22 protein-coding genes are annotated in these 17498 nt (G+C 38.8%); 19 read left to right on the forward strand and 3 right to left on the reverse strand.

All coding sequences use genetic code 11. The features are described from left to right. Positions 1–87: 87 nt before the first annotated feature. The 14 genes from rpoC to FGK96_RS00685 all read left to right on the forward strand — a co-directional run bounded on the left by rpoC (position 88) and on the right by FGK96_RS00685 (position 11810). Complete coding sequence (gene rpoC / locus FGK96_RS00620; protein WP_138080434.1) at positions 88–3723, forward strand: DNA-directed RNA polymerase subunit beta'; 3636 nt, start codon at positions 88–90, stop codon at positions 3721–3723. A 124-nt stretch (positions 3724–3847) separates the two neighbouring features. Further along, a complete protein-coding gene (locus FGK96_RS00625) occupies positions 3848–4213 on the forward strand; it encodes a DUF1033 family protein (RefSeq protein WP_138080436.1) in 366 nt (121 codons plus the stop codon). Between the two features lie 80 nt (positions 4214–4293). Beyond that, complete coding sequence (comGA, locus tag FGK96_RS00630; RefSeq protein ID WP_138080438.1) at positions 4294–5235, forward strand: competence type IV pilus ATPase ComGA; 942 nt, start codon at positions 4294–4296, stop codon at positions 5233–5235. Next, positions 5117–6202: a competence type IV pilus assembly protein ComGB gene (gene comGB / locus FGK96_RS00635; protein ID WP_269472105.1), complete on the forward strand. Its 1086-nt coding sequence runs from the start codon at positions 5117–5119 to the stop codon at positions 6200–6202. The genes comGA and comGB overlap by 119 nt, the downstream gene beginning before the upstream one ends. Further along, positions 6202–6528: a competence type IV pilus major pilin ComGC gene (gene comGC / locus FGK96_RS00640; RefSeq protein WP_003083111.1), complete on the forward strand. Its 327-nt coding sequence runs from the start codon at positions 6202–6204 to the stop codon at positions 6526–6528. Before comGB ends, comGC begins: the two co-directional genes overlap by 1 nt. Before the next feature lie 46 nt (positions 6529–6574). Next, complete coding sequence (gene comGD / locus FGK96_RS00645) at positions 6575–6916, forward strand: competence type IV pilus minor pilin ComGD (protein WP_258558001.1); 342 nt, start codon at positions 6575–6577, stop codon at positions 6914–6916. Further along, the gene (comGE, locus tag FGK96_RS00650) at positions 6888–7181 is read left to right on the forward strand and encodes a competence type IV pilus minor pilin ComGE (RefSeq protein ID WP_172601572.1); all 294 of its coding nucleotides are present in this window, start codon (positions 6888–6890) and stop codon (positions 7179–7181) included. The genes comGD and comGE overlap by 29 nt, the downstream gene beginning before the upstream one ends. Further along, positions 7141–7602, forward strand: a complete 462-nt coding sequence (comGF, locus tag FGK96_RS00655) for a competence type IV pilus minor pilin ComGF (RefSeq protein ID WP_138080440.1) — start codon at positions 7141–7143, stop codon at positions 7600–7602. The genes comGE and comGF overlap by 41 nt, the downstream gene beginning before the upstream one ends. Then, on the forward strand, positions 7580–7963 hold the full coding sequence (gene comGG / locus FGK96_RS00660) for a competence type IV pilus minor pilin ComGG (protein WP_138080442.1): 384 nt from the start codon (positions 7580–7582) through the stop codon (positions 7961–7963). Before comGF ends, comGG begins: the two co-directional genes overlap by 23 nt. Positions 7964–8021: 58 nt before the next feature. Beyond that, complete coding sequence (locus FGK96_RS00665) at positions 8022–8978, forward strand: class I SAM-dependent methyltransferase (RefSeq protein WP_138080444.1); 957 nt, start codon at positions 8022–8024, stop codon at positions 8976–8978. Positions 8979–9033: 55 nt separating this feature from the next. Further along, the gene (locus FGK96_RS00670) at positions 9034–10227 is read left to right on the forward strand and encodes an acetate kinase (protein WP_138080446.1); all 1194 of its coding nucleotides are present in this window, start codon (positions 9034–9036) and stop codon (positions 10225–10227) included. Positions 10228–10492: 265 nt separating this feature from the next. Further along, positions 10493–10702 (forward strand): helix-turn-helix transcriptional regulator, encoded by a 210-nt coding sequence (locus FGK96_RS00675; RefSeq protein WP_093959144.1) that lies wholly within the window; start codon positions 10493–10495, stop codon positions 10700–10702. Beyond that, positions 10699–11151, forward strand: a complete 453-nt coding sequence (locus tag FGK96_RS00680) for a hypothetical protein (protein WP_138080448.1) — start codon at positions 10699–10701, stop codon at positions 11149–11151. Before FGK96_RS00675 ends, FGK96_RS00680 begins: the two co-directional genes overlap by 4 nt. A gap of 11 nt (positions 11152–11162) precedes the next feature. Beyond that, the gene (locus FGK96_RS00685) at positions 11163–11810 is read left to right on the forward strand and encodes a CPBP family intramembrane glutamic endopeptidase (RefSeq protein ID WP_138080450.1); all 648 of its coding nucleotides are present in this window, start codon (positions 11163–11165) and stop codon (positions 11808–11810) included. 36 nt (positions 11811–11846) lie between these two features. Here FGK96_RS00685 and proC read toward each other — a convergent pair whose 3' ends face one another. Both proC and pepA read right to left on the reverse strand, forming a co-directional pair. Next, positions 11847–12617: a pyrroline-5-carboxylate reductase gene (gene proC / locus FGK96_RS00690; RefSeq protein WP_138080452.1), complete on the reverse strand. Its 771-nt coding sequence runs from the start codon at positions 12615–12617 to the stop codon at positions 11847–11849. Positions 12618–12634: 17 nt separating this feature from the next. Further along, positions 12635–13702: a glutamyl aminopeptidase gene (pepA, locus tag FGK96_RS00695; RefSeq protein ID WP_138080454.1), complete on the reverse strand. Its 1068-nt coding sequence runs from the start codon at positions 13700–13702 to the stop codon at positions 12635–12637. Between the two features lie 196 nt (positions 13703–13898). Between pepA and FGK96_RS00700 the strand changes: the two genes are divergently transcribed. The 3 genes from FGK96_RS00700 to ytpR are packed head-to-tail and all read left to right on the forward strand — an operon-like array spanning position 13899 to position 15140. Next, positions 13899–14186: a DUF4651 domain-containing protein gene (locus tag FGK96_RS00700; protein ID WP_138080456.1), complete on the forward strand. Its 288-nt coding sequence runs from the start codon at positions 13899–13901 to the stop codon at positions 14184–14186. Further along, on the forward strand, positions 14179–14514 hold the full coding sequence (locus FGK96_RS00705) for a thioredoxin family protein (RefSeq protein WP_138080458.1): 336 nt from the start codon (positions 14179–14181) through the stop codon (positions 14512–14514). The genes FGK96_RS00700 and FGK96_RS00705 overlap by 8 nt, the downstream gene beginning before the upstream one ends. Further along, positions 14514–15140 carry a YtpR family tRNA-binding protein gene (gene ytpR / locus FGK96_RS00710; protein WP_138080460.1) on the forward strand — a complete coding sequence of 209 codons (627 nt, stop codon included), beginning with the start codon at positions 14514–14516 and terminating at the stop codon, positions 15138–15140. Before FGK96_RS00705 ends, ytpR begins: the two co-directional genes overlap by 1 nt. Before the next feature lie 217 nt (positions 15141–15357). Here ytpR and FGK96_RS10535 read toward each other — a convergent pair whose 3' ends face one another. Then, positions 15358–15528, reverse strand: coding sequence for a hypothetical protein (locus FGK96_RS10535; protein WP_232045783.1), 171 nt, complete (start codon positions 15526–15528; stop codon positions 15358–15360). 135 nt (positions 15529–15663) lie between these two features. Between FGK96_RS10535 and FGK96_RS00715 the strand changes: the two genes are divergently transcribed. Continuing rightward, a complete protein-coding gene (locus FGK96_RS00715; RefSeq protein ID WP_138080462.1) occupies positions 15664–16059 on the forward strand; it encodes a single-stranded DNA-binding protein in 396 nt (131 codons plus the stop codon). A gap of 469 nt (positions 16060–16528) precedes the next feature. Next, on the forward strand, positions 16529–17494 hold the full coding sequence (locus FGK96_RS00720; RefSeq protein WP_138080464.1) for an ABC transporter substrate-binding protein: 966 nt from the start codon (positions 16529–16531) through the stop codon (positions 17492–17494). Positions 17495–17498: the final 4 nt, after the last annotated feature.

The raw sequence follows: 17498 nt of genomic DNA on the forward strand, positions 1-17498 counted from the left end.
CAAAAAGTTTATATAATAACAAAAAAACTAGCTAGGGCTTATTGCCCTAAGAGCTAGTCAGTGATAAAACGAAGAAAGGTAATACTAGTGGTTGACGTAAATCGTTTTAAAAGTATGCAAATCACATTAGCCTCACCAAGTAAAGTCCGTTCATGGTCTTATGGTGAAGTTAAAAAACCTGAAACAATCAACTACCGTACATTAAAACCTGAACGTGAAGGTCTCTTTGATGAAGTCATCTTTGGACCAACAAAAGATTGGGAATGTGCGTGTGGAAAATACAAACGTATCCGTTATAAAGGGATTGTTTGTGACCGTTGTGGTGTTGAAGTAACCCGTGCCAAAGTTCGTCGTGAACGTATGGGACACATCGAATTAAAAGCTCCTGTATCACATATTTGGTATTTTAAAGGGATTCCATCACGTATGGGTCTGACGCTAGATATGAGTCCTCGGGCACTTGAAGAAGTCATCTATTTTGCAGCCTATGTTGTCATTGACCCAATGGATACACCTCTTGAACCTAAATCATTATTAACAGAACGTGAATATCGCGAAAAAGTTCAAGAATATGGTTATGGTTCATTTATCGCAAAAATGGGTGCAGAAGCGATTCAAGATCTCTTGAAACGCGTAGATTTACCAGCAGAAATTGCTGAGTTAAAAGAAGAACTCAAATCAGCAACTGGACAAAAACGGATTAAAGCTGTTCGTCGTTTAGATGTACTTGACGCCTTTAATAAATCTGGCAACAAACCTGAATGGATGGTTCTCAACATCTTGCCAGTAATTCCACCAGATTTGCGTCCGATGGTGCAATTGGATGGTGGCCGTTTTGCCGCATCTGACTTGAATGACTTATATCGTCGTGTTATCAATCGTAACAACCGTCTTGCGCGTTTGTTAGAATTGAATGCTCCTGGAATCATTGTTCAAAATGAAAAACGGATGCTTCAAGAAGCAGTTGATGCCTTAATCGATAACGGTCGTCGCGGTCGTCCAATTACAGGACCAGGAAGCCGTCCATTGAAATCTTTAAGCCACATGCTTAAAGGTAAACAAGGTCGTTTCCGTCAAAACTTGCTTGGTAAACGTGTTGACTTCTCTGGTCGTTCCGTTATCGCCGTTGGACCTACCCTTAAAATGTACCAATGTGGTGTGCCACGTGAAATGGCTATCGAGCTCTTCAAACCATTTGTTATGCGCGAAATTGTTGCCAAAGAGTACGCAGGTAACGTTAAAGCAGCTAAACGTATGGTTGAGCGTGGTGACGAACGGATTTGGGATATCCTAGAAGAAGTTATCAAAGAACACCCAGTACTTCTTAACCGCGCACCTACTCTTCACAGACTTGGTATCCAGGCCTTTGAACCAGTATTGATTGATGGTAAAGCACTTCGTCTTCACCCATTGGTCTGCGAAGCCTACAATGCCGATTTCGATGGGGACCAAATGGCTATCCACGTACCACTCTCTGAGGAAGCACAAGCTGAAGCGCGCTTGTTAATGCTGGCAGCGGAGCATATCCTAAATCCGAAAGACGGTAAACCAGTCGTTACCCCTTCTCAGGACATGGTTTTGGGGAACTATTACCTTACTATGGAAGATGCAGGGCGTGAAGGCGAAGGTAGAGTCTTTAAAGATATTGATGAAGCTGTTATGGCTTATCAAAATGGCTACGCTCATTTACATAGTCGAGTAGGTATTGCAGTTGACAGTATGCCGAATAAACCTTGGAAAGATAGTCAAAGACATAAAATCATGGTGACGACAGTTGGTAAGATTTTATTCAATGCTATCATGCCTGAGGATCTACCATATTTACAAGAACCAAACAATGCTAACTTGACTGAAGGTACACCAGATAAATATTTCCTTGAACCAGGACAAGATATCCAAAGCGTTATTGACGGTCTGGAAATCAATGTACCGTTTAAGAAGAAAAACCTTGGGAATATCATTGCTGAAACCTTCAAACGTTTCCGTACAACTGAAACATCAGCCTTTCTTGACCGTCTGAAAGACTTGGGATATTATCATTCAACCTTAGCTGGTTTAACAGTGGGTATTGCTGATATTCCAGTTATTGATAATAAAGCTGAAATCATTGAATCAGCTCACCACCGTGTGGAAGATATTAATAAGGCCTTCCGCCGTGGTTTGATGACTGAAGATGATCGTTACGTCGCTGTTACGACAACATGGCGTGAAGCTAAAGAAGCACTTGAAAAACGTCTGATTGAAACACAAGATCCTAAGAACCCAATCGTTATGATGATGGACTCAGGTGCCCGTGGTAATATCTCAAACTTCTCTCAGCTTGCCGGAATGCGTGGTTTGATGGCGGCTCCTAATGGGCGTATCATGGAATTACCAATTCTTTCAAACTTCCGTGAAGGTTTGACTGTTTTGGAAATGTTCTTCTCAACCCATGGTGCTCGTAAAGGTATGACCGATACCGCCCTTAAGACTGCCGATTCAGGTTATTTAACGCGTCGTTTAGTTGACGTTGCCCAAGATGTTATCATTCGTGAGGATGATTGTGGTACTGATCGTGGACTTGTTATCCGTGCAATTACTGATGGTAAAGAAGTTACTGAAACGCTTGAGGAACGCCTTCAAGGACGTTACACTCGTAAATCAGTTAAACATCCTAAAACTGGCGAGGTACTTATCGGTGCTGATCAGTTAATTTCTGAAGACATGGCTCGTAAGATTGTTGAAGCAGGTGTTGAAGAAGTAACTATCCGTTCTGTCTTCACATGTTCAACCCGTCATGGGGTTTGCCGTCACTGTTATGGTATCAATTTAGCCACAGGTGATGCTGTTGAAGTTGGTGAAGCAGTTGGTACAATCGCCGCTCAATCTATCGGGGAACCAGGAACACAGCTTACCATGCGTACCTTCCATACCGGTGGTGTTGCGTCAAATACCGATATCACTCAGGGTCTTCCTCGTATCCAAGAAATCTTTGAAGCACGTAACCCTAAAGGGGAAGCTGTTATCACTGAAGTAAAAGGTAAAGTTGTAGATATCGAAGAAGATGCCTCAACACGTACTAAGAAAGTATACGTTGAAGGTAAAACTGGTAAAGGTGAATATGTTGTTCCTTTCACTGCTCGTATGAAAGTTGAAATTGGTGATGAGGTTAACCGTGGTGCCTCACTAACCGAAGGCTCAATCCAACCAAAACGCTTACTTGAAGTTCGTGACACCCTATCAGTTGAGACTTATCTATTGGCGGAAGTACAAAAAGTTTACCGTAGCCAAGGGGTTGAAATCGGAGATAAACACGTTGAGGTAATGGTACGTCAAATGCTTCGTAAAGTACGTGTTATGGATCCAGGTGATACTGACCTCTTGCCAGGAACATTGATGGATATCGCTGACTTCACAGAAGCTAATAAAGAAATTGTTATTTCAGGTGGTATTCCAGCAACATCACGTCCTGTGCTTATGGGTATTACAAAAGCCTCGCTTGAAACCAATTCATTCTTGTCAGCGGCGTCCTTCCAGGAAACAACACGTGTCCTAACAGATGCTGCGATTCGTGGTAAGAAAGACCATCTTCTTGGCCTTAAAGAAAATGTTATTATCGGTAAGATTATTCCAGCGGGTACTGGTATGGCGCGCTACCGTAACATTGAACCACAAGCTATCAATGAAGTAGAAATCATCGAAGAAGTTGAAGTTGCAGAAGAAGTGACAGTTACAGAAGAATAAAGATTGGGAGCTGACTAGCTCCTTTTCTTTTTTTAAAATCGTTAACTGGTTAAGTTGTGTGAGCAGATATTTTTTAAAAGCACAGCCTTTTGTATATAATAGGCTTAAGTAAAGGAAATATCGTATGTATCAAGTTATAAAAATGTATGGGGATTGGGAACCTTGGTGGTTCATTGAAGGTTGGCAAGATGATATCGTGGAAGAACGCTGCTTCGATAATTGGCAAGAGGCCTTAAACTACTATGAAAAAGAATGGGCTCAGATGAAAACTGATTATTCGAGTTTTCATAGTCAGAGAAATTTATTAGCTACTTTTTGGACCCGTTCGGAAAAACGGTGGTGTGAAGATTGTTACGATGATTTGCAACAGTACCATTCCATCTTGCTCTTGAAAGATAAAGACATTATTCCAAAAGATAAATACCTTGATAGATATGAACAACGTAATGATGACCCTACTTCGCCATCTACTTGTAAACTTAAATTTTAAGAAATTTAATTATAGAAAGAAAAGACGAGTTAAGATTAGGACTCGGCTTTTTTTTCGAATAAATAATTGAGGAGGTAGCTATGATACAAAAAATAGGTGAAGCATTAGTTAGTCAGGCAGTAAATCTAAAGGCGCAAGATATCTATATAATCCCTTATAAAAAGCAGTATAAAGTTTTCATGAGAATTGGAGACGAGAGGCGATTTATTGATAATTATGAAATGAAACAGATGGCAAGTCTTATCAGCCATTTTAAGTTTGTAGCAGGGATGAATATAGGAGAAAAGAGACGCTGTCAACTTGGAGCCTGTGACTACAAGGTAACTTTATCAGAATCAATTCCGTTACGTCTATCTTCTGTTGGGAATTTCAGAGGTTTTGAAAGCCTAGTTATCAGGCTCTTAACGACTGTTAATAAGCCCCTCAACTACTGGTTTGATACTGATCAAAAAGTAGAAAAAGTTATTTCTGGAAGAGGTCTTTATCTTTTCTCGGGTCCCGTAGGGTCGGGCAAAACGACTCTCATGTATCAACTACTGACGCATATAGCAAAGGATAAACAAGTTATTACAATTGAAGATCCAGTTGAGATTCAAGAGGACAGCTTGTTACAAATTCAAGTAAATGAAAGTATTGGAATGACTTATGATAATCTTATTAAACTTTCCCTCAGACATCGTCCAGATTATTTAATTATTGGAGAGATTCGAGATGTTGAGACCGCAAAGGCAGTCATTAGAGCAAGCTTAACAGGAGCTATAGTCTTTTCTACTGTCCATGCAAAAAGTATTCCAGGAGTGTATAAAAGATTGTTAGAACTAGGTATCAAAAGAGAAGAGATAAATCATACTCTAAAATTTATTGCGTACCAGAGGTTGATAGCAGGAGGAGGACTTATTGACTTTGCCATCGAGACATTCGAAACTCATTCCAATCAAGAGTGGAATCAAAACCTTGACCACTTACTTGCAAAAGGACATATCACTCAACAACAGGCACTCTCGGAAAAAATTAACGACTAAAAAACAAGCCAAGTTAATCCAGCTCTTACATAATTTAAGCCAAAGTGGATTTAATCTAGCAGAGATGATCGCCTTCTTAGAAAAAACACAGATTTTAGACCGATCACATCTTAACTTGATGAAGACTGATTTGTTAAATGGATGTAGTTTATCAGAAATGATGAGGCATTTAGGATTTCCTGATGGTATTGTTACCCAACTAAGCTTAGCAGAAGCTCATGGCAATACCAAAAAATGTTTGGGTAAAGTTGAAGATTACCTAGTACAGACACAAAAAATTAGGCAAAAGACAATTGAAGTTGTGACTTATCCCATCATTCTCCTTACTTTTTTAATTTTAATTGTCCTAGGTTTGAGACATTACTTAATGCCTCAGATAGAGAAGCAAAGCACTTTGACCTATTTTCTCAATAATTTCCCAGTTTACCTACTAAGTTTGTCAATTATTATTCTCCTTACTGTCATTGCTTTGGTGATCAGATGGCGCAAACTTGGAAAGATGAAGCAGATAATACAATACAGCCGGATACCTTTACTGGCTTCCTTCCTAAAGCTTTATATGACGGCTTTTTATGCCCGTGAATGGGGGAATTTAATTAGTCAAGGTATCGAATTGAGTCAAATAGTAACCATTATGAGTATTGAAAAATCTGATTTGATAAAAGAAATAGGTTTAGATATGAGACAATCATTTCTTGAGGGGCAGAGTTTCCACGAAAAAGTGAAGGGATATCCCTTTTTTAGTGATGAGTTGAGTTTGATGATTGAATATGGTGAAATCAAAGGGAAATTAGGTCAAGAACTGGATATTTATGGCCAACTGACATGGGATGCCTATTTTCGAAAACTCTTTCAAGCGACACAGATCATTCAACCTTTTATCTTTATGATTGTCGCCCTGATTATTGTAATGATTTATGCCGCTATGCTATTACCCATGTATAACACAATTGGAGGAACAATTTAATGCAGAAATTAGGAAACAAAATAAAAGATGTCAGCCTAGAAGGATTCACTTTACTAGAGATGTTATTGGTCTTATTAATCATTAGTGTACTCATGCTTCTCTTTATTCCCAACCTAAATAAACAAAAAGATATGGTTACGGATAAAGGTAAGGCTGCAGTTGTAAAAATTGTTGATAACCAGGCAGAACTTTATGAGCTAAATCAAGGAGCTAGCCCCAAATTGAGTGAATTGGAAAATAAAGGTGACATCAGTAAAGAGCAAGCAAAAGCCTATCGAGACTATTATGTTAAACATGACAACAAAAATCGCAAAGTGCAGGATTAGAGCTTTTACCTTATTGGAAAGTGTTACCTGCCTATGGGTGACCTGTTTGATAATTTCACTCATGTCTCATTCAGTCACAGGAATTTATCAAACAATCGAGAAGCATTTATTCTTTATCAGCTTTGAAAATTTTTATCGTCATAGCCAAAAATTAAGTGTTTTGAATCAAGAAGAAAGTTATCTCGTCTTTTCGAAACATACTATCAGTTGTGGTAAAAGAAAATTAGAAATCCCTAGTCAGATAAGCCTTTTATATCAAGATAAAATAAGGTTGAATAAACAAGGGGGAAATCACTCATTAGCTACAATTGCTTTTCAAACAAAGCAAGAAATGGTTACTTATAAATTACATTTGGGAAGTGGAACGTATCAAAAAACGAGAGGTTAAAGCCTATATTTTATATGAGAGTTTACTGGCAACAGTAATCCTTATCTTTATTGTGACACTTTTTGTGAGTGCCATTACTAGACAACAAAGAGAAATTGCTAGAATGCGTCATCGTCAAGAAGCTATGGCGGTAGCATTAATGGCGGTTCAAACAAACCAGGACCAACTGCAAGTAAATGGCTGTCGTGTCCATGTATTTAAGAATCAAAAGGGACTTAGTATTAGTGAAAATCATAAAGAAATATTTAGGATTAAAAGAAAATAATGCTTCAGCCTTTACCCTTATGGAATCTTTAATTGCTTTAATTGTTATTTCGGGAACGCTTTTGGTCTACCAAGGGCTATCGCACTCTGTTTTGTCACATATAACCTATTTAAGAGAAAGTGATCAGGATAAATGGTTATTGTTTGCTCATCAATTTCGTTCTGAATGCAGAGGAGCACGTTTTCGAAGTGTCCGAGACAATCGGCTTTATATCGAAAAAGATGGTAAAGAACTAGCTTTTGGCTATACTGGCAAAAAAGATTTCCGGAAGGCTTCGGCGCAATGGCACGGGTATCATCCCATGTTGCTTAATCTCTCAAATGTCCATATTTCTGAACATGCTCAGAAAATAACACTTGTTCTAAAGTGGCCAAGTGGCTTGGAAAGGACCTTTATTTATGATTTTAAAGAAAAATCTTAAGGCTGGGGTACTTCTCTATGCTATTGTTATCAGTACCGTTTTCATTTGCCTGATACAGGTCTATTTAGCTCAGATACAGGCTTTTAAAAGGGAACATCAAGCACAGGTTTCTAATGTGACAGCACATTTAATAGGTGAATTGACGAAAGAACTAGCTAAGGGTTCAAGTGGTGAGTTGCAGTTTGAACAAGGAGGTGCCCATTATCAGCTTGAGGAGGGTAAATTGAAAGTTTCAGTATCTTTGAAAAGTGGTCAGAGTTATCACTTTGATTACCTGACTTTGCAAGATCAAGCGGTTCGTTCAGAACTTGAGGGGAAAGAAAAGCATATTAACAAGAAAAAACTAAAAAAGCCAAATTAGCTACCATTCCCTGAATACCTTTCTTTTCTTTTATCAGTTATTTTGATATGATAGCTTTATGAACTTTGAAAAAATTGAGAAAGCCTATGAGCTTATTTTGGAGAACAGTCAGCTCATTGAAAATGAGATTAAGACGCATATTTATGATGCTTTAATTGAGCAGAATGCCTATTATTTAGGAGCTGATGGAGCAAGTGAACAGGTCTTAAAAAATAATGGTGACTTATATGCTTTAAATCTGAGTAAGGAAGAGTGGCGTCGCGCCTTTCAGTTTATTTTTATAAAAGCAGGCCAGACGGAAAAATTACAAGCAAATCACCAATTTACCCCAGACAGTATTGCTTTTATCATGCTTTTTTTGATGGAGCAGTTGCATGGTGGAGATAGTTTGGATGTGATTGAGATTGGTAGTGGGACAGGGAATCTTGCTCAGACACTACTAAATAACAGTCTTAAGAAAATTGACTACTTGGGTTTGGAGTTAGATGATTTATTGATTGATTTGTCGGCCAGTATCGCTGAGGTCATGAAATCCTCTGCAACTTTTCTTCAAGAAGATGCTGTTCGCCCGCAAGTACTAAAAGAAAGTGATATTATTATTAGTGATTTACCTGTTGGTTATTATCCTAATGATGAGATTGCAAGTCGCTATCAGGTGGTCAGTGCTGAAGGCCATACTTATGCTCATCATTTATTGATGGAGCAATCATTAAAGTATCTCAAAAAGAATGGTTTTGCGATTTTCTTAGCGCCAAGCAATCTCTTAAACAGTTCTCAAAGTGATTTGTTGAAAAAATGGCTAAAAGATTATGCTCAGCTCAGAGTAGTCCTAACCCTACCAGACTCTCTTTTTGGCAATCAAGCAAATGCAAAATCCATTATTGTCCTACAAAAGAACACTGAAAAAAATGGAGAAACTTTTGTTTACCCACTGACTGATTTACAATCACCACAGACGGTTCAAAGGTTCATGGAAGAATTCAAAAAATGGAAACAAGATAATGTTTTTTCATAAAATTTTTGATATAATATTATAGTATTACAGAAAACGATTTCAAGAGAGGTTAACAATGTCAAAAACAATTGCAATTAATGCTGGTAGTTCAAGTCTGAAATGGCAACTTTATCAAATGCCTGAAGAAACAGTTCTAGCACAAGGGATTATCGAACGTATTGGTTTGAAAGATTCCATTTCAACTGTAAAATTTGATGGTAATAAAGAAGTTCAAGTTACGGATATTCCAGACCACACAGTGGCTGTAAAAATTCTTTTAAATGACCTCATTCATTTCAATATTATTTCTGCCTATGATGAAATTACAGGTGTGGGACATCGTATCGTAGCAGGTGGTGAATATTTTACAGATTCAGTTTTAGTTGATGACAAAGTTGTAGAACAAGTTGAGGAATTATCTGCACTTGCGCCACTACACAACCCTGGAGCTGCTGCTGGTATTCGTGCTTTCCGTGATATTTTACCAGATATTACAAGCGTTTGTGTGTTTGACAATGCCTATCATATGACAATGAAAAAACATACTTATATGTATCCTATTCCACAGAAGTATTATACTGACTACAAAGTCCGTAAATATGGAGCACACGGGACAAGCCATAAGTATGTTGCACAAGAAGCGGCTAAGATGCTTGGTCGTCCACTAGAAGAGTTGAAAATTATTACAGCCCACATTGGGAATGGTGTTTCTATCACAGCAAACTATCATGGTGAATCAGTTGACACTTCTATGGGCTTCACTCCACTTGCTGGACCAATGATGGGAACTCGCTCAGGAGATGTAGACCCTGCTATTATTCCTTATCTTATTGAGCGTGATCCTGAATTAAAAGATGCTGCTGATGCTATCAATATGCTTAACAAGAAATCTGGTTTAGGTGGTGTGTCTGGTATTTCAAGTGATATGCGTGACATTGAAGACGGAGTTCAAGCTAACCATCCAGATGCGGTATTAGCCTATAATATGTTTGTTGATCGTATTAAAAAATACATTGGCCAATACTTTGCTGTTTTAAATGGTGCAGATGCTTTAGTATTCACAGCAGGTATGGGTGAGAACGGACCACTAGTTCGCCAAGATGTTATTGAAGGTATGACGTGGTTTGGTATGGAACTTGATCTAGAGAAAAATGTTTTTGGCTACCGCGGTGATATTTCAACACCAGATTCTAAAGTTAAAGTCTTGGTAATTTCTACTGATGAAGAACTTTGTATCGCACGTGATGTTGAGCGCCTAAGACAAAAATAAGTAGATATTTCAGGATTTAATTACCTTTGATTAAATATCAGAGTGAAGAAAATGTTTCGATGAGCATTTTTCTTCGCTCTTTTTTTGAACTTATGGAAAAACTTAATAGCTAGCATTCCTTATAAATCATTGGGTTACTTTTGTTTCAAAGAGGTTTTAGCGAGTAGTTACTATTTCTTCGACTTTGGTAAGAACTTTTTATTGACAAAAAAGGTAAAGTATACTATACTTTTTATGTAAAGCTTATTTTACATTTGGAGGGAATATGAAAAATAATTTGCAAGAACTCCGAAAGGCAAATAAACTTAGTCAGGCAGAATTGGCAGATGCAATGAGTGTTACTCGCCAAACAATCATCTCTCTTGAAAGAGGGCGTTATAATGCCTCCTTAGAATTAGCCTTTAAACTGGCGCGTTATTTTCATTTGACGATTGAAGACATCTTTTACTTTGAGGAAAGCAGGGAAGAAGAATGATTACTAATCTTATTACGACTATCACTAAGGAAAAAAGTCTGTCAGAGTTTACTAAAGCTTACCGCATAAGAGCTATCGCGGGCATCTTAATAGCGCTGATTTTAGTTATTCTTAATTTGAGTATCCAATTTTCGTCCTACACAAAAGGATTTGTCTTAGGTTTGTCTTTGGCTTTATTTGTTTTGGCGGTTCGAAAGTATTTGGTATTACATGATGCAAGGCGACTTAAGGCGATATATATTAAGAGTAGAGATGAGCGACAACGTGTTATCCTTTTAGTCTCTTCGGCTTTTACTCTTGCATTGCAATTTATTTTGATAATCGTTTTTTTGTGCTTGAATGCTTTTTTTGAGATGACCTTTGACTTTCGACTTTTGTTAGTCTGTGATTTATATTTGCTTATTCTTTCCCTTTTTGGGATGGAAATGCTGTTGCAACGAATAATGTAAGGAGAAAAAGAATGCAAACTTTTTTATCAAAACTAAAATGGATTTTCTTAGCTATCGCTATCCTCGTGGTTGAGCAGGCGCCTCTGCTTTTAATAAAAAAAGGGCAAGCTCTCTGGCAGGTTTTGCTCTTAACCCTTGTGATGTTAGCTATTGCTATTGGGGGCTTTTGGCTTGCTAAAAAACTTGGTTTCTTTGCTACTAAGAAAGTTAGTGATTACGGCCCAGCCTTGTGGGTTGGATTAGGCTTTGTCGCGTTGACAGTCGTTAAGGTTATTGGTGCAATGCTCCTCTTTTTTGAGCATGGCGCAAAAGCAAACACTACCAATCAGGCTATGTTGGAAAATGCTGGGCTCCATCCCCTCCTCCTTTTTATGTTAGCTGCAGTAGTAGCTCCAATGATTGAAGAGCTTATTTTCCGTGGTCTTGTTTATGGTAAAACTTTTGGACGACACTCTTGGTTAGGTCTCCTTTTAAGTAGTTTTCTCTTTGGCCTTATCCACTTGCCATCAGATATTGGTTCATGGGTCATCTATGGTGGAATGGGCATCGCTCTAGGACTAGTCTATATGTTTACAAACAAACTTTCTTATACCATAGCTATACATGCTCTTAACAACGGTATAGCAGTTGTCCTCATGCTGCTTATGCAACAAAATTAAAACGAAAAACAGCTAAGATTTCTTAGCTGTTATTTTTTATATATGCTTAGCTTTTTCAATCGTCTTGGTAATAGCAGAGCTGATTGATGATGGCATCCCAGTCCGTTCAAGTTCTAGTAGCCCAGCGATGGTTGTTCCCCCCGGACTGCAAATCTTGTCAATTAGGTCATTAGGGGAGTCTTGTCCCTCTAATAATTGTTGTGCGCTAGCTATGACTGTTTCACTGATAATATGTAAGGCTTTTTCTTTTGGTAGGCCATGTGCAACCCCAGCTTTAGCCATCGCCTCAATAAACAAGTAAATATAAGCTGGACTTGAGCCAGCTAAAGCTGTAAAGGTGTCAAAGTCTGTTTCGCTAATATCAAAGCAAGAGCCAAAAGAAGTTACAATTGTTTCAGCTAGTTCTTTAGTTTCTTGATTGACTTGGTCATTACACGTGATTGCGGTAGTGCTTTTAAGAATTTGAGCATTCATGTTAGGCATGATGCGGATGAGTGGTAATTCAGAGCCGACTAATTCTGCTAGCTTGGCTAGGGTAATGCCTGCTGCCATAGACATGACGGGTTGTTTAAAGGTTAAGGGGCTTAGAACAGTCTCATAGGCCTGTGGCTTTATTCCTAAAATCAAAAAATCAACTTGGTCAATCAACTCTTGATGAGACTGAGCATAGTCGAGATCAAGCTCCGTAGCGATTTCTTTTGAGCGTTGGAGGGAAGAGCCTGAAATAATAATCTGATCTGGACCTGTTTTAAGGCCTTGAATGATTGCTCGAGCCATTTTTCCTACGCCGATGAAGCCTATTTTCATGGGAATGATTAACCTTTCTAGTATTTTTTGATGAGATCAACCGTCGAACGATCAAGTTTTTTAACGATGGCTTGAAGGTATGCTTGTGCTTCTAGGAAATCATCCATAGCATAGAGACTTTGATGCGAGTGAATATAGCGGGCACAAACGCCGATGGTTGTTGATGGGACACCTTGATTTTTCAGGTGTGCCGCTCCAGCATCTGTTCCACCTTTGGCGCAGTAATATTGGAATTTAACGCCAGCTTCTTCGGCAGTTGTCAGCAAGAAGTCACGCATATCTTTAAGCATGATATGCCCTGGGTCATAAAAACGAAGGAGCGTGCCACCACCTATTGCCCCCTGATTACCATTGATATCACCTGCAGGGGAGCAGTCAACGGCAAAGAAAAGTTCAGGATCAAATTTAGTAGTGGAAACATGTGCTCCACGTAATCCAACTTCTTCTTGGACATTAGCTCCTGCAATAAGGGTATTTTTAAGGACTTGGTCTTTGACAGCCTCTAGCAGCTCAGTGACCATAAGGACACCATAGCGGTTGTCCCAGGCTTTTGAGATGATATTCTTTTGGTTAGCTGTTAAAATGGTTTCTGATTGGGGAACGATGATGTCGCCTGGGGTTAAACCATAGCTTAGAGCCTCGGCTTTATCTGTAAAACCAGCATCAAAGGTAATATCTTCAATCTTTGGTAAACTTGGACCACCACTAGTGTGACGGAGGAAATGTGGGGGAACAGATCCTGAAATAACGGGGATAGCCTTGCCTTCACGAGTATAAAGGGTGAAGCGTTGAGAGCTAACAACTAGAGGGTTCCAGCCACCGATTTCAACAACAGATAGACTCCCATTGTCATTGATGTGACTTACCATAAAGCCGACTTCGTCCATGTGAGCAGCCACCAGAATGCGGGGTGCATTTTCAGCTTGACTTTCTTTAATGCCGAAAATGCCACCAAGACCGTCGGTTTCTACCCGGTCAACAAGTGGTGTCATCTTTTGGCGAAGAAAGTCACGGACATTATGTTCGTAACCAGCGATACCGTCTAATTCTGTTACTTCTTTAATTTTGTTAAATAAATCTGTCATCTAAATCTCCATTCCTCCTTTAGCTTGCATCTAGGACTTTTTGGTTAGACTGTAACCATCACCAAGATGATGCTATCATCCTTATTCTACCACTTTTGAAGGTCCTTGGCTAATTGATGCCTGAATTTGTGCTGAACTGATAATTCTTAGTAAAGGCGTTGGCCTATTTGCTAAAAAGTATGATAAAATGAAGAGTATGAACAAAAAAAGAATGAAAAACCTTTCAGGGCTTGTCGGTATTTCGACGATAGCTGTCCTAGGCTTAGCCTTAAAAAACAAATACGAGGATTATCAAAGAGCCAAGAGGACAGCTGACTTACGTTGCTTTTTCTCTGATATGGGACAGATTGATGTCCTCTATTTCAATGCAGCTGAATCTGAAAAAGATTGTCATAAGGGCGGTGTCGTTTTTTCTGATGGCAGAGCTTATCGCTTTAGTTACTGTAAAGGTGACATTGTTTATGAGGAGGAGAAGCATGCTTAGTCCTAAAACCTATGAAGAATTAGCTGAGATAATGGAACGGCAAGATAAGCTTGTTCTCTTTTTTACGGCGGATTGGTGCCCAGACTGCCAATTCATCTATCCTGTCATGCCTGACATTGAAGCTGAGAATAATCATCTAACGTTTGTTGCTATTAACCGTGACGATTTCATGGAAGTGGCTCAGGAATGGAATGTTTTTGGCATTCCGAGTTTTATCGTGATTTCAAAAGGACAGGAAGTCGGCCGTTTTGTCAGTAAATCACGGAAAACAAAGGCTGAGATTAATCAGTTTTTGGCAGAATACAATCAAGCAGAAAAGGAAGAATAATGATTTTTGCATATAATAAAGAACAAGTCGGCGATGTTTTGATGGTTATTCTTGAGGATACTAAGCCAACCAAACGTCAAGTGGAACGTAAAGGGAAAGTAGCGCGAGTTTTCGCCCAAGAAGATGGTAGAACCTTAGCTTGGAATATTTTCCAAGTTTCCACACTGTTTGCAGTTAAAGGCAATGGCCAGGTCTTCTTATCAGATTCAGACATTAAAAATCTAAATGCAGAACTAGCTAAAGAGGGCTTCGCTGAAGAATTAACAGCCAGTCAAGAACCGGTCTTTGTCGTTGGTCAAATCCAAGAGCTGGTGGCCCACCCAGACAGTGATCACCTCAATATCTGTCAAGTTGCCATTGGATCAGATAAAAGTGTTCAAATTGTTGCTGGTGCCCCTAATGCTGCTGTTGGTTTAAAAACGATTGTGGCTCTTCCTGGAGCAATGATGCCAAGTGGTAGCCTTATATTTCCAGGGAAGCTCCGCGGAGTAGATTCTTACGGGATGATGTGCTCTCCACGTGAATTAGCCCTTCCGAACGCTCCGCAAAAACGTGGTATCATTGAATTAGATCAGTCAGCACTTGTCGGGGAAGCTTTTGACCCAGCTAAGCATTGGCGTGGATAAAAAAGCGCGACTATAAATAAAAACCTTAGTTTTAAAACTAAGGCCAGATTGAAGAAAAAGTCCATTTTGGACAATTTTTTCAATCTTTTTTCTTTATTATGAAAATCAAAAACTCTCAGAAACATTTCTAAGAGTTTAATATTTTGCCATTTTACGCAAGTCTATTCAATTTTTTTTATTTTTAGGAGTTTGCCTACGTTCTAACCTTAGTTTAAAACTAAGGTTTTTTAGACCTTTTAATGAGAAAATAGCTAATGAGAGTAGCAAGAGTAGCAATAAAAAGACTACCGAAAAAATCATAAAGCCAGTTACCTCTTGTTAGTTGAAACCAGATAAAACGGGAAAATAATAAGGTTAGAAAAACTCCAATAGCAAATTTAATCTTCATCTTTTAGTCACCTCTTTTTAAACTAAAATAACATATCCACAAGCAAAAGGCAATGCTGGCTATTAAAAAGGGATATTTGTTAAAGCCAGATTATTTGTCCAAATCTTTTCGGATAACTAGTTAGGAGGACAAAAAATGTATAATAAAGTAATTATGATTGGTCGATTAGTTAACCATCCCGACTTGATAAAGACCCCAAAAGATAAGCATGTGTGCCGAGTTTCAATTGCTGTTAATCGCCGTTTTAAAAATGCTGAAGGTGAGCGTCAAGTTGATTTTGTTAATCTTGTTCTTTGGGGACGATTGGCTGAAAGTCTAGCCTCGTATGGTAGCAAAGGTAGTCTGATTTCGCTTGATGGTGAGCTACGCATCCGCAAGTACGAAAAAGATGGTAAGACGGCTTATATGACCGAAGTCCTATGCCAATCTTATCAACTTTTAGAGAGTCGAGCTCAGCGGGCTGTTAGAGAAAACAACCTGGCTGACGACCTTTGTGATTTGGTTTTAGATGAAGAGGCCTTACCTTTCTAAGATTGCTTTTTTCCTAAAAATTTTTAGTGGGAACAAATCTTATCTTAACGGCGGTTTGAAGAGGTTTAGTTATATCAGGTCGCTTGAAAAAGAATGAAAAGTTTATTTATTGAGTTTCAATGGCTTGACAGCTCTGCAAAAATGCCTTATAATTTTTAAAAAATTAATAGAAAGAAAGAGGAGGTCACTGGTATGATACCTAACATGACAACTCACACGCTTAACAACCGTTATTACTTTAGCTTCTTTAGATAGTGTTTGTAGACATATTACCTATGGATACAAACAATGCAAAACGTCAGTTTGTATCTATGGGGCTAAAGGCTATTTGAGTTGTTTGTCCACATAGATAAGAATATCTAAGTGGGCACCTTATCACAGTGTATCTCCTTATACCTCTTTAGTTGTATAAGACCATTTAGATATTTCTAAATGGTCTTATTTTTATACCCAAGAAAAGAGGAGTCACATGAAAACAATATTTCGATTTGCGATGGTTACATTAGCTTTACTCGGTTTAACAGCTTGCCGCCAAGAAGTAGCGACTGGCAAGAATCATGTTAAAGTTGGTATTATCCAATATGCTGAGCACCCAGCTTTGGATGCTGCCCAAAAAGGCTTTATCAAAGCTTTAAATGAGGCAGGCTATAAAGAAGGCCAAAACCTTAAGCTAACCCGAAAAAATGCTCAAGGAGAACAAGCTAACCTGCAAACAATGGTAGATCAGCTAGCAGGTAAAAATGATCTTAATTTTGCCATAGCAACGCCAGCAGCTCAGGCCATGGTTAATGCTGATCAGGAAACACCGACGATCTTTACGGCAGTTACAGATCCTATATCAGCGGGCTTGGTCAAATCTTTAGCAAAACCTGGTGGAACTGTTACGGGAACCCTTGATGCGGGTGATGTCAGTCAACAAATTGAAGTATTGACCAAAGCTATCCCCAAAGCCAAGAAAGTGGGTATTTTTTACAATTCTAGTGAAGTCAATTCTCAAATCCAAGCTAAGGCAGCTAAAAAAGCCTTAAATCGTAAGGGACTTGATGTTGTTATCAAAACGGTAACAAGTAGTAATGATGTTCAACAAGTCATGGCTAGCTTAGCAGCTCAAGTTGATGCCGTTTATTTGCCCACAGATAATACAGTGGCTTCAACAGCAACGACTATTGGAGAAATCTTGAAAGAAGCCAAAGTGCCAGCTATTGGTAGTGATGCGGCCTATCTAGATGCTGTATTACTCACATCAGGTGTTGATTATCAGGCTATCGGTCATGCTGCGGGAGAGCAGGCACTTAAAATCCTAAAAGGTAAAAAAGTTTCTGAGCTCCCTGTTCAAAAACCTCAAAAACCTCAAAAACCTCAAGTCAAGATTAATGAGGCCATGGCTAAAGTACTTGGCATAGATACCTCAACATTAAAAGCAGCCCTGAACTAGAAGG

Source organism: Streptococcus porcinus, from assembly GCF_901542335.1.
In the GTDB taxonomy this organism is placed as follows: Bacteria; Bacillota; Bacilli; order Lactobacillales; family Streptococcaceae; genus Streptococcus; species Streptococcus porcinus_A.

What these genes read in the sequence shown, in the direction of transcription:
- FGK96_RS00625 (WP_138080436.1), top strand. Translation starts at nt 3,848, where the DNA reads ATGTATCAAGTTATAAAAATGTATGGGGATTGGGAACCTTGGTGGTTC.
- comGA (WP_138080438.1), top strand. Translation starts at nt 4,294, where the DNA reads ATGATACAAAAAATAGGTGAAGCATTAGTTAGTCAGGCAGTAAATCTA.
- comGC (WP_003083111.1), top strand. Translation starts at nt 6,202, where the DNA reads ATGCAGAAATTAGGAAACAAAATAAAAGATGTCAGCCTAGAAGGATTC.
- comGG (WP_138080442.1), top strand. Translation starts at nt 7,580, where the DNA reads ATGATTTTAAAGAAAAATCTTAAGGCTGGGGTACTTCTCTATGCTATT.
- FGK96_RS00665 (WP_138080444.1), top strand. Translation starts at nt 8,022, where the DNA reads ATGAACTTTGAAAAAATTGAGAAAGCCTATGAGCTTATTTTGGAGAAC.
- FGK96_RS00670 (WP_138080446.1), top strand. Translation starts at nt 9,034, where the DNA reads ATGTCAAAAACAATTGCAATTAATGCTGGTAGTTCAAGTCTGAAATGG.
- FGK96_RS00675 (WP_093959144.1), top strand. Translation starts at nt 10,493, where the DNA reads ATGAAAAATAATTTGCAAGAACTCCGAAAGGCAAATAAACTTAGTCAG.
- FGK96_RS00680 (WP_138080448.1), top strand. Translation starts at nt 10,699, where the DNA reads ATGATTACTAATCTTATTACGACTATCACTAAGGAAAAAAGTCTGTCA.
- FGK96_RS00685 (WP_138080450.1), top strand. Translation starts at nt 11,163, where the DNA reads ATGCAAACTTTTTTATCAAAACTAAAATGGATTTTCTTAGCTATCGCT.
- proC (WP_138080452.1), bottom strand. Translation starts at nt 12,617, where the DNA reads ATGAAAATAGGCTTCATCGGCGTAGGAAAAATGGCTCGAGCAATCATT.
- pepA (WP_138080454.1), bottom strand. Translation starts at nt 13,702, where the DNA reads ATGACAGATTTATTTAACAAAATTAAAGAAGTAACAGAATTAGACGGT.
- FGK96_RS00700 (WP_138080456.1), top strand. Translation starts at nt 13,899, where the DNA reads ATGAACAAAAAAAGAATGAAAAACCTTTCAGGGCTTGTCGGTATTTCG.
- FGK96_RS00705 (WP_138080458.1), top strand. Translation starts at nt 14,179, where the DNA reads ATGCTTAGTCCTAAAACCTATGAAGAATTAGCTGAGATAATGGAACGG.
- ytpR (WP_138080460.1), top strand. Translation starts at nt 14,514, where the DNA reads ATGATTTTTGCATATAATAAAGAACAAGTCGGCGATGTTTTGATGGTT.
- FGK96_RS10535 (WP_232045783.1), bottom strand. Translation starts at nt 15,528, where the DNA reads ATGAAGATTAAATTTGCTATTGGAGTTTTTCTAACCTTATTATTTTCC.
- FGK96_RS00715 (WP_138080462.1), top strand. Translation starts at nt 15,664, where the DNA reads ATGTATAATAAAGTAATTATGATTGGTCGATTAGTTAACCATCCCGAC.
- FGK96_RS00720 (WP_138080464.1), top strand. Translation starts at nt 16,529, where the DNA reads ATGAAAACAATATTTCGATTTGCGATGGTTACATTAGCTTTACTCGGT.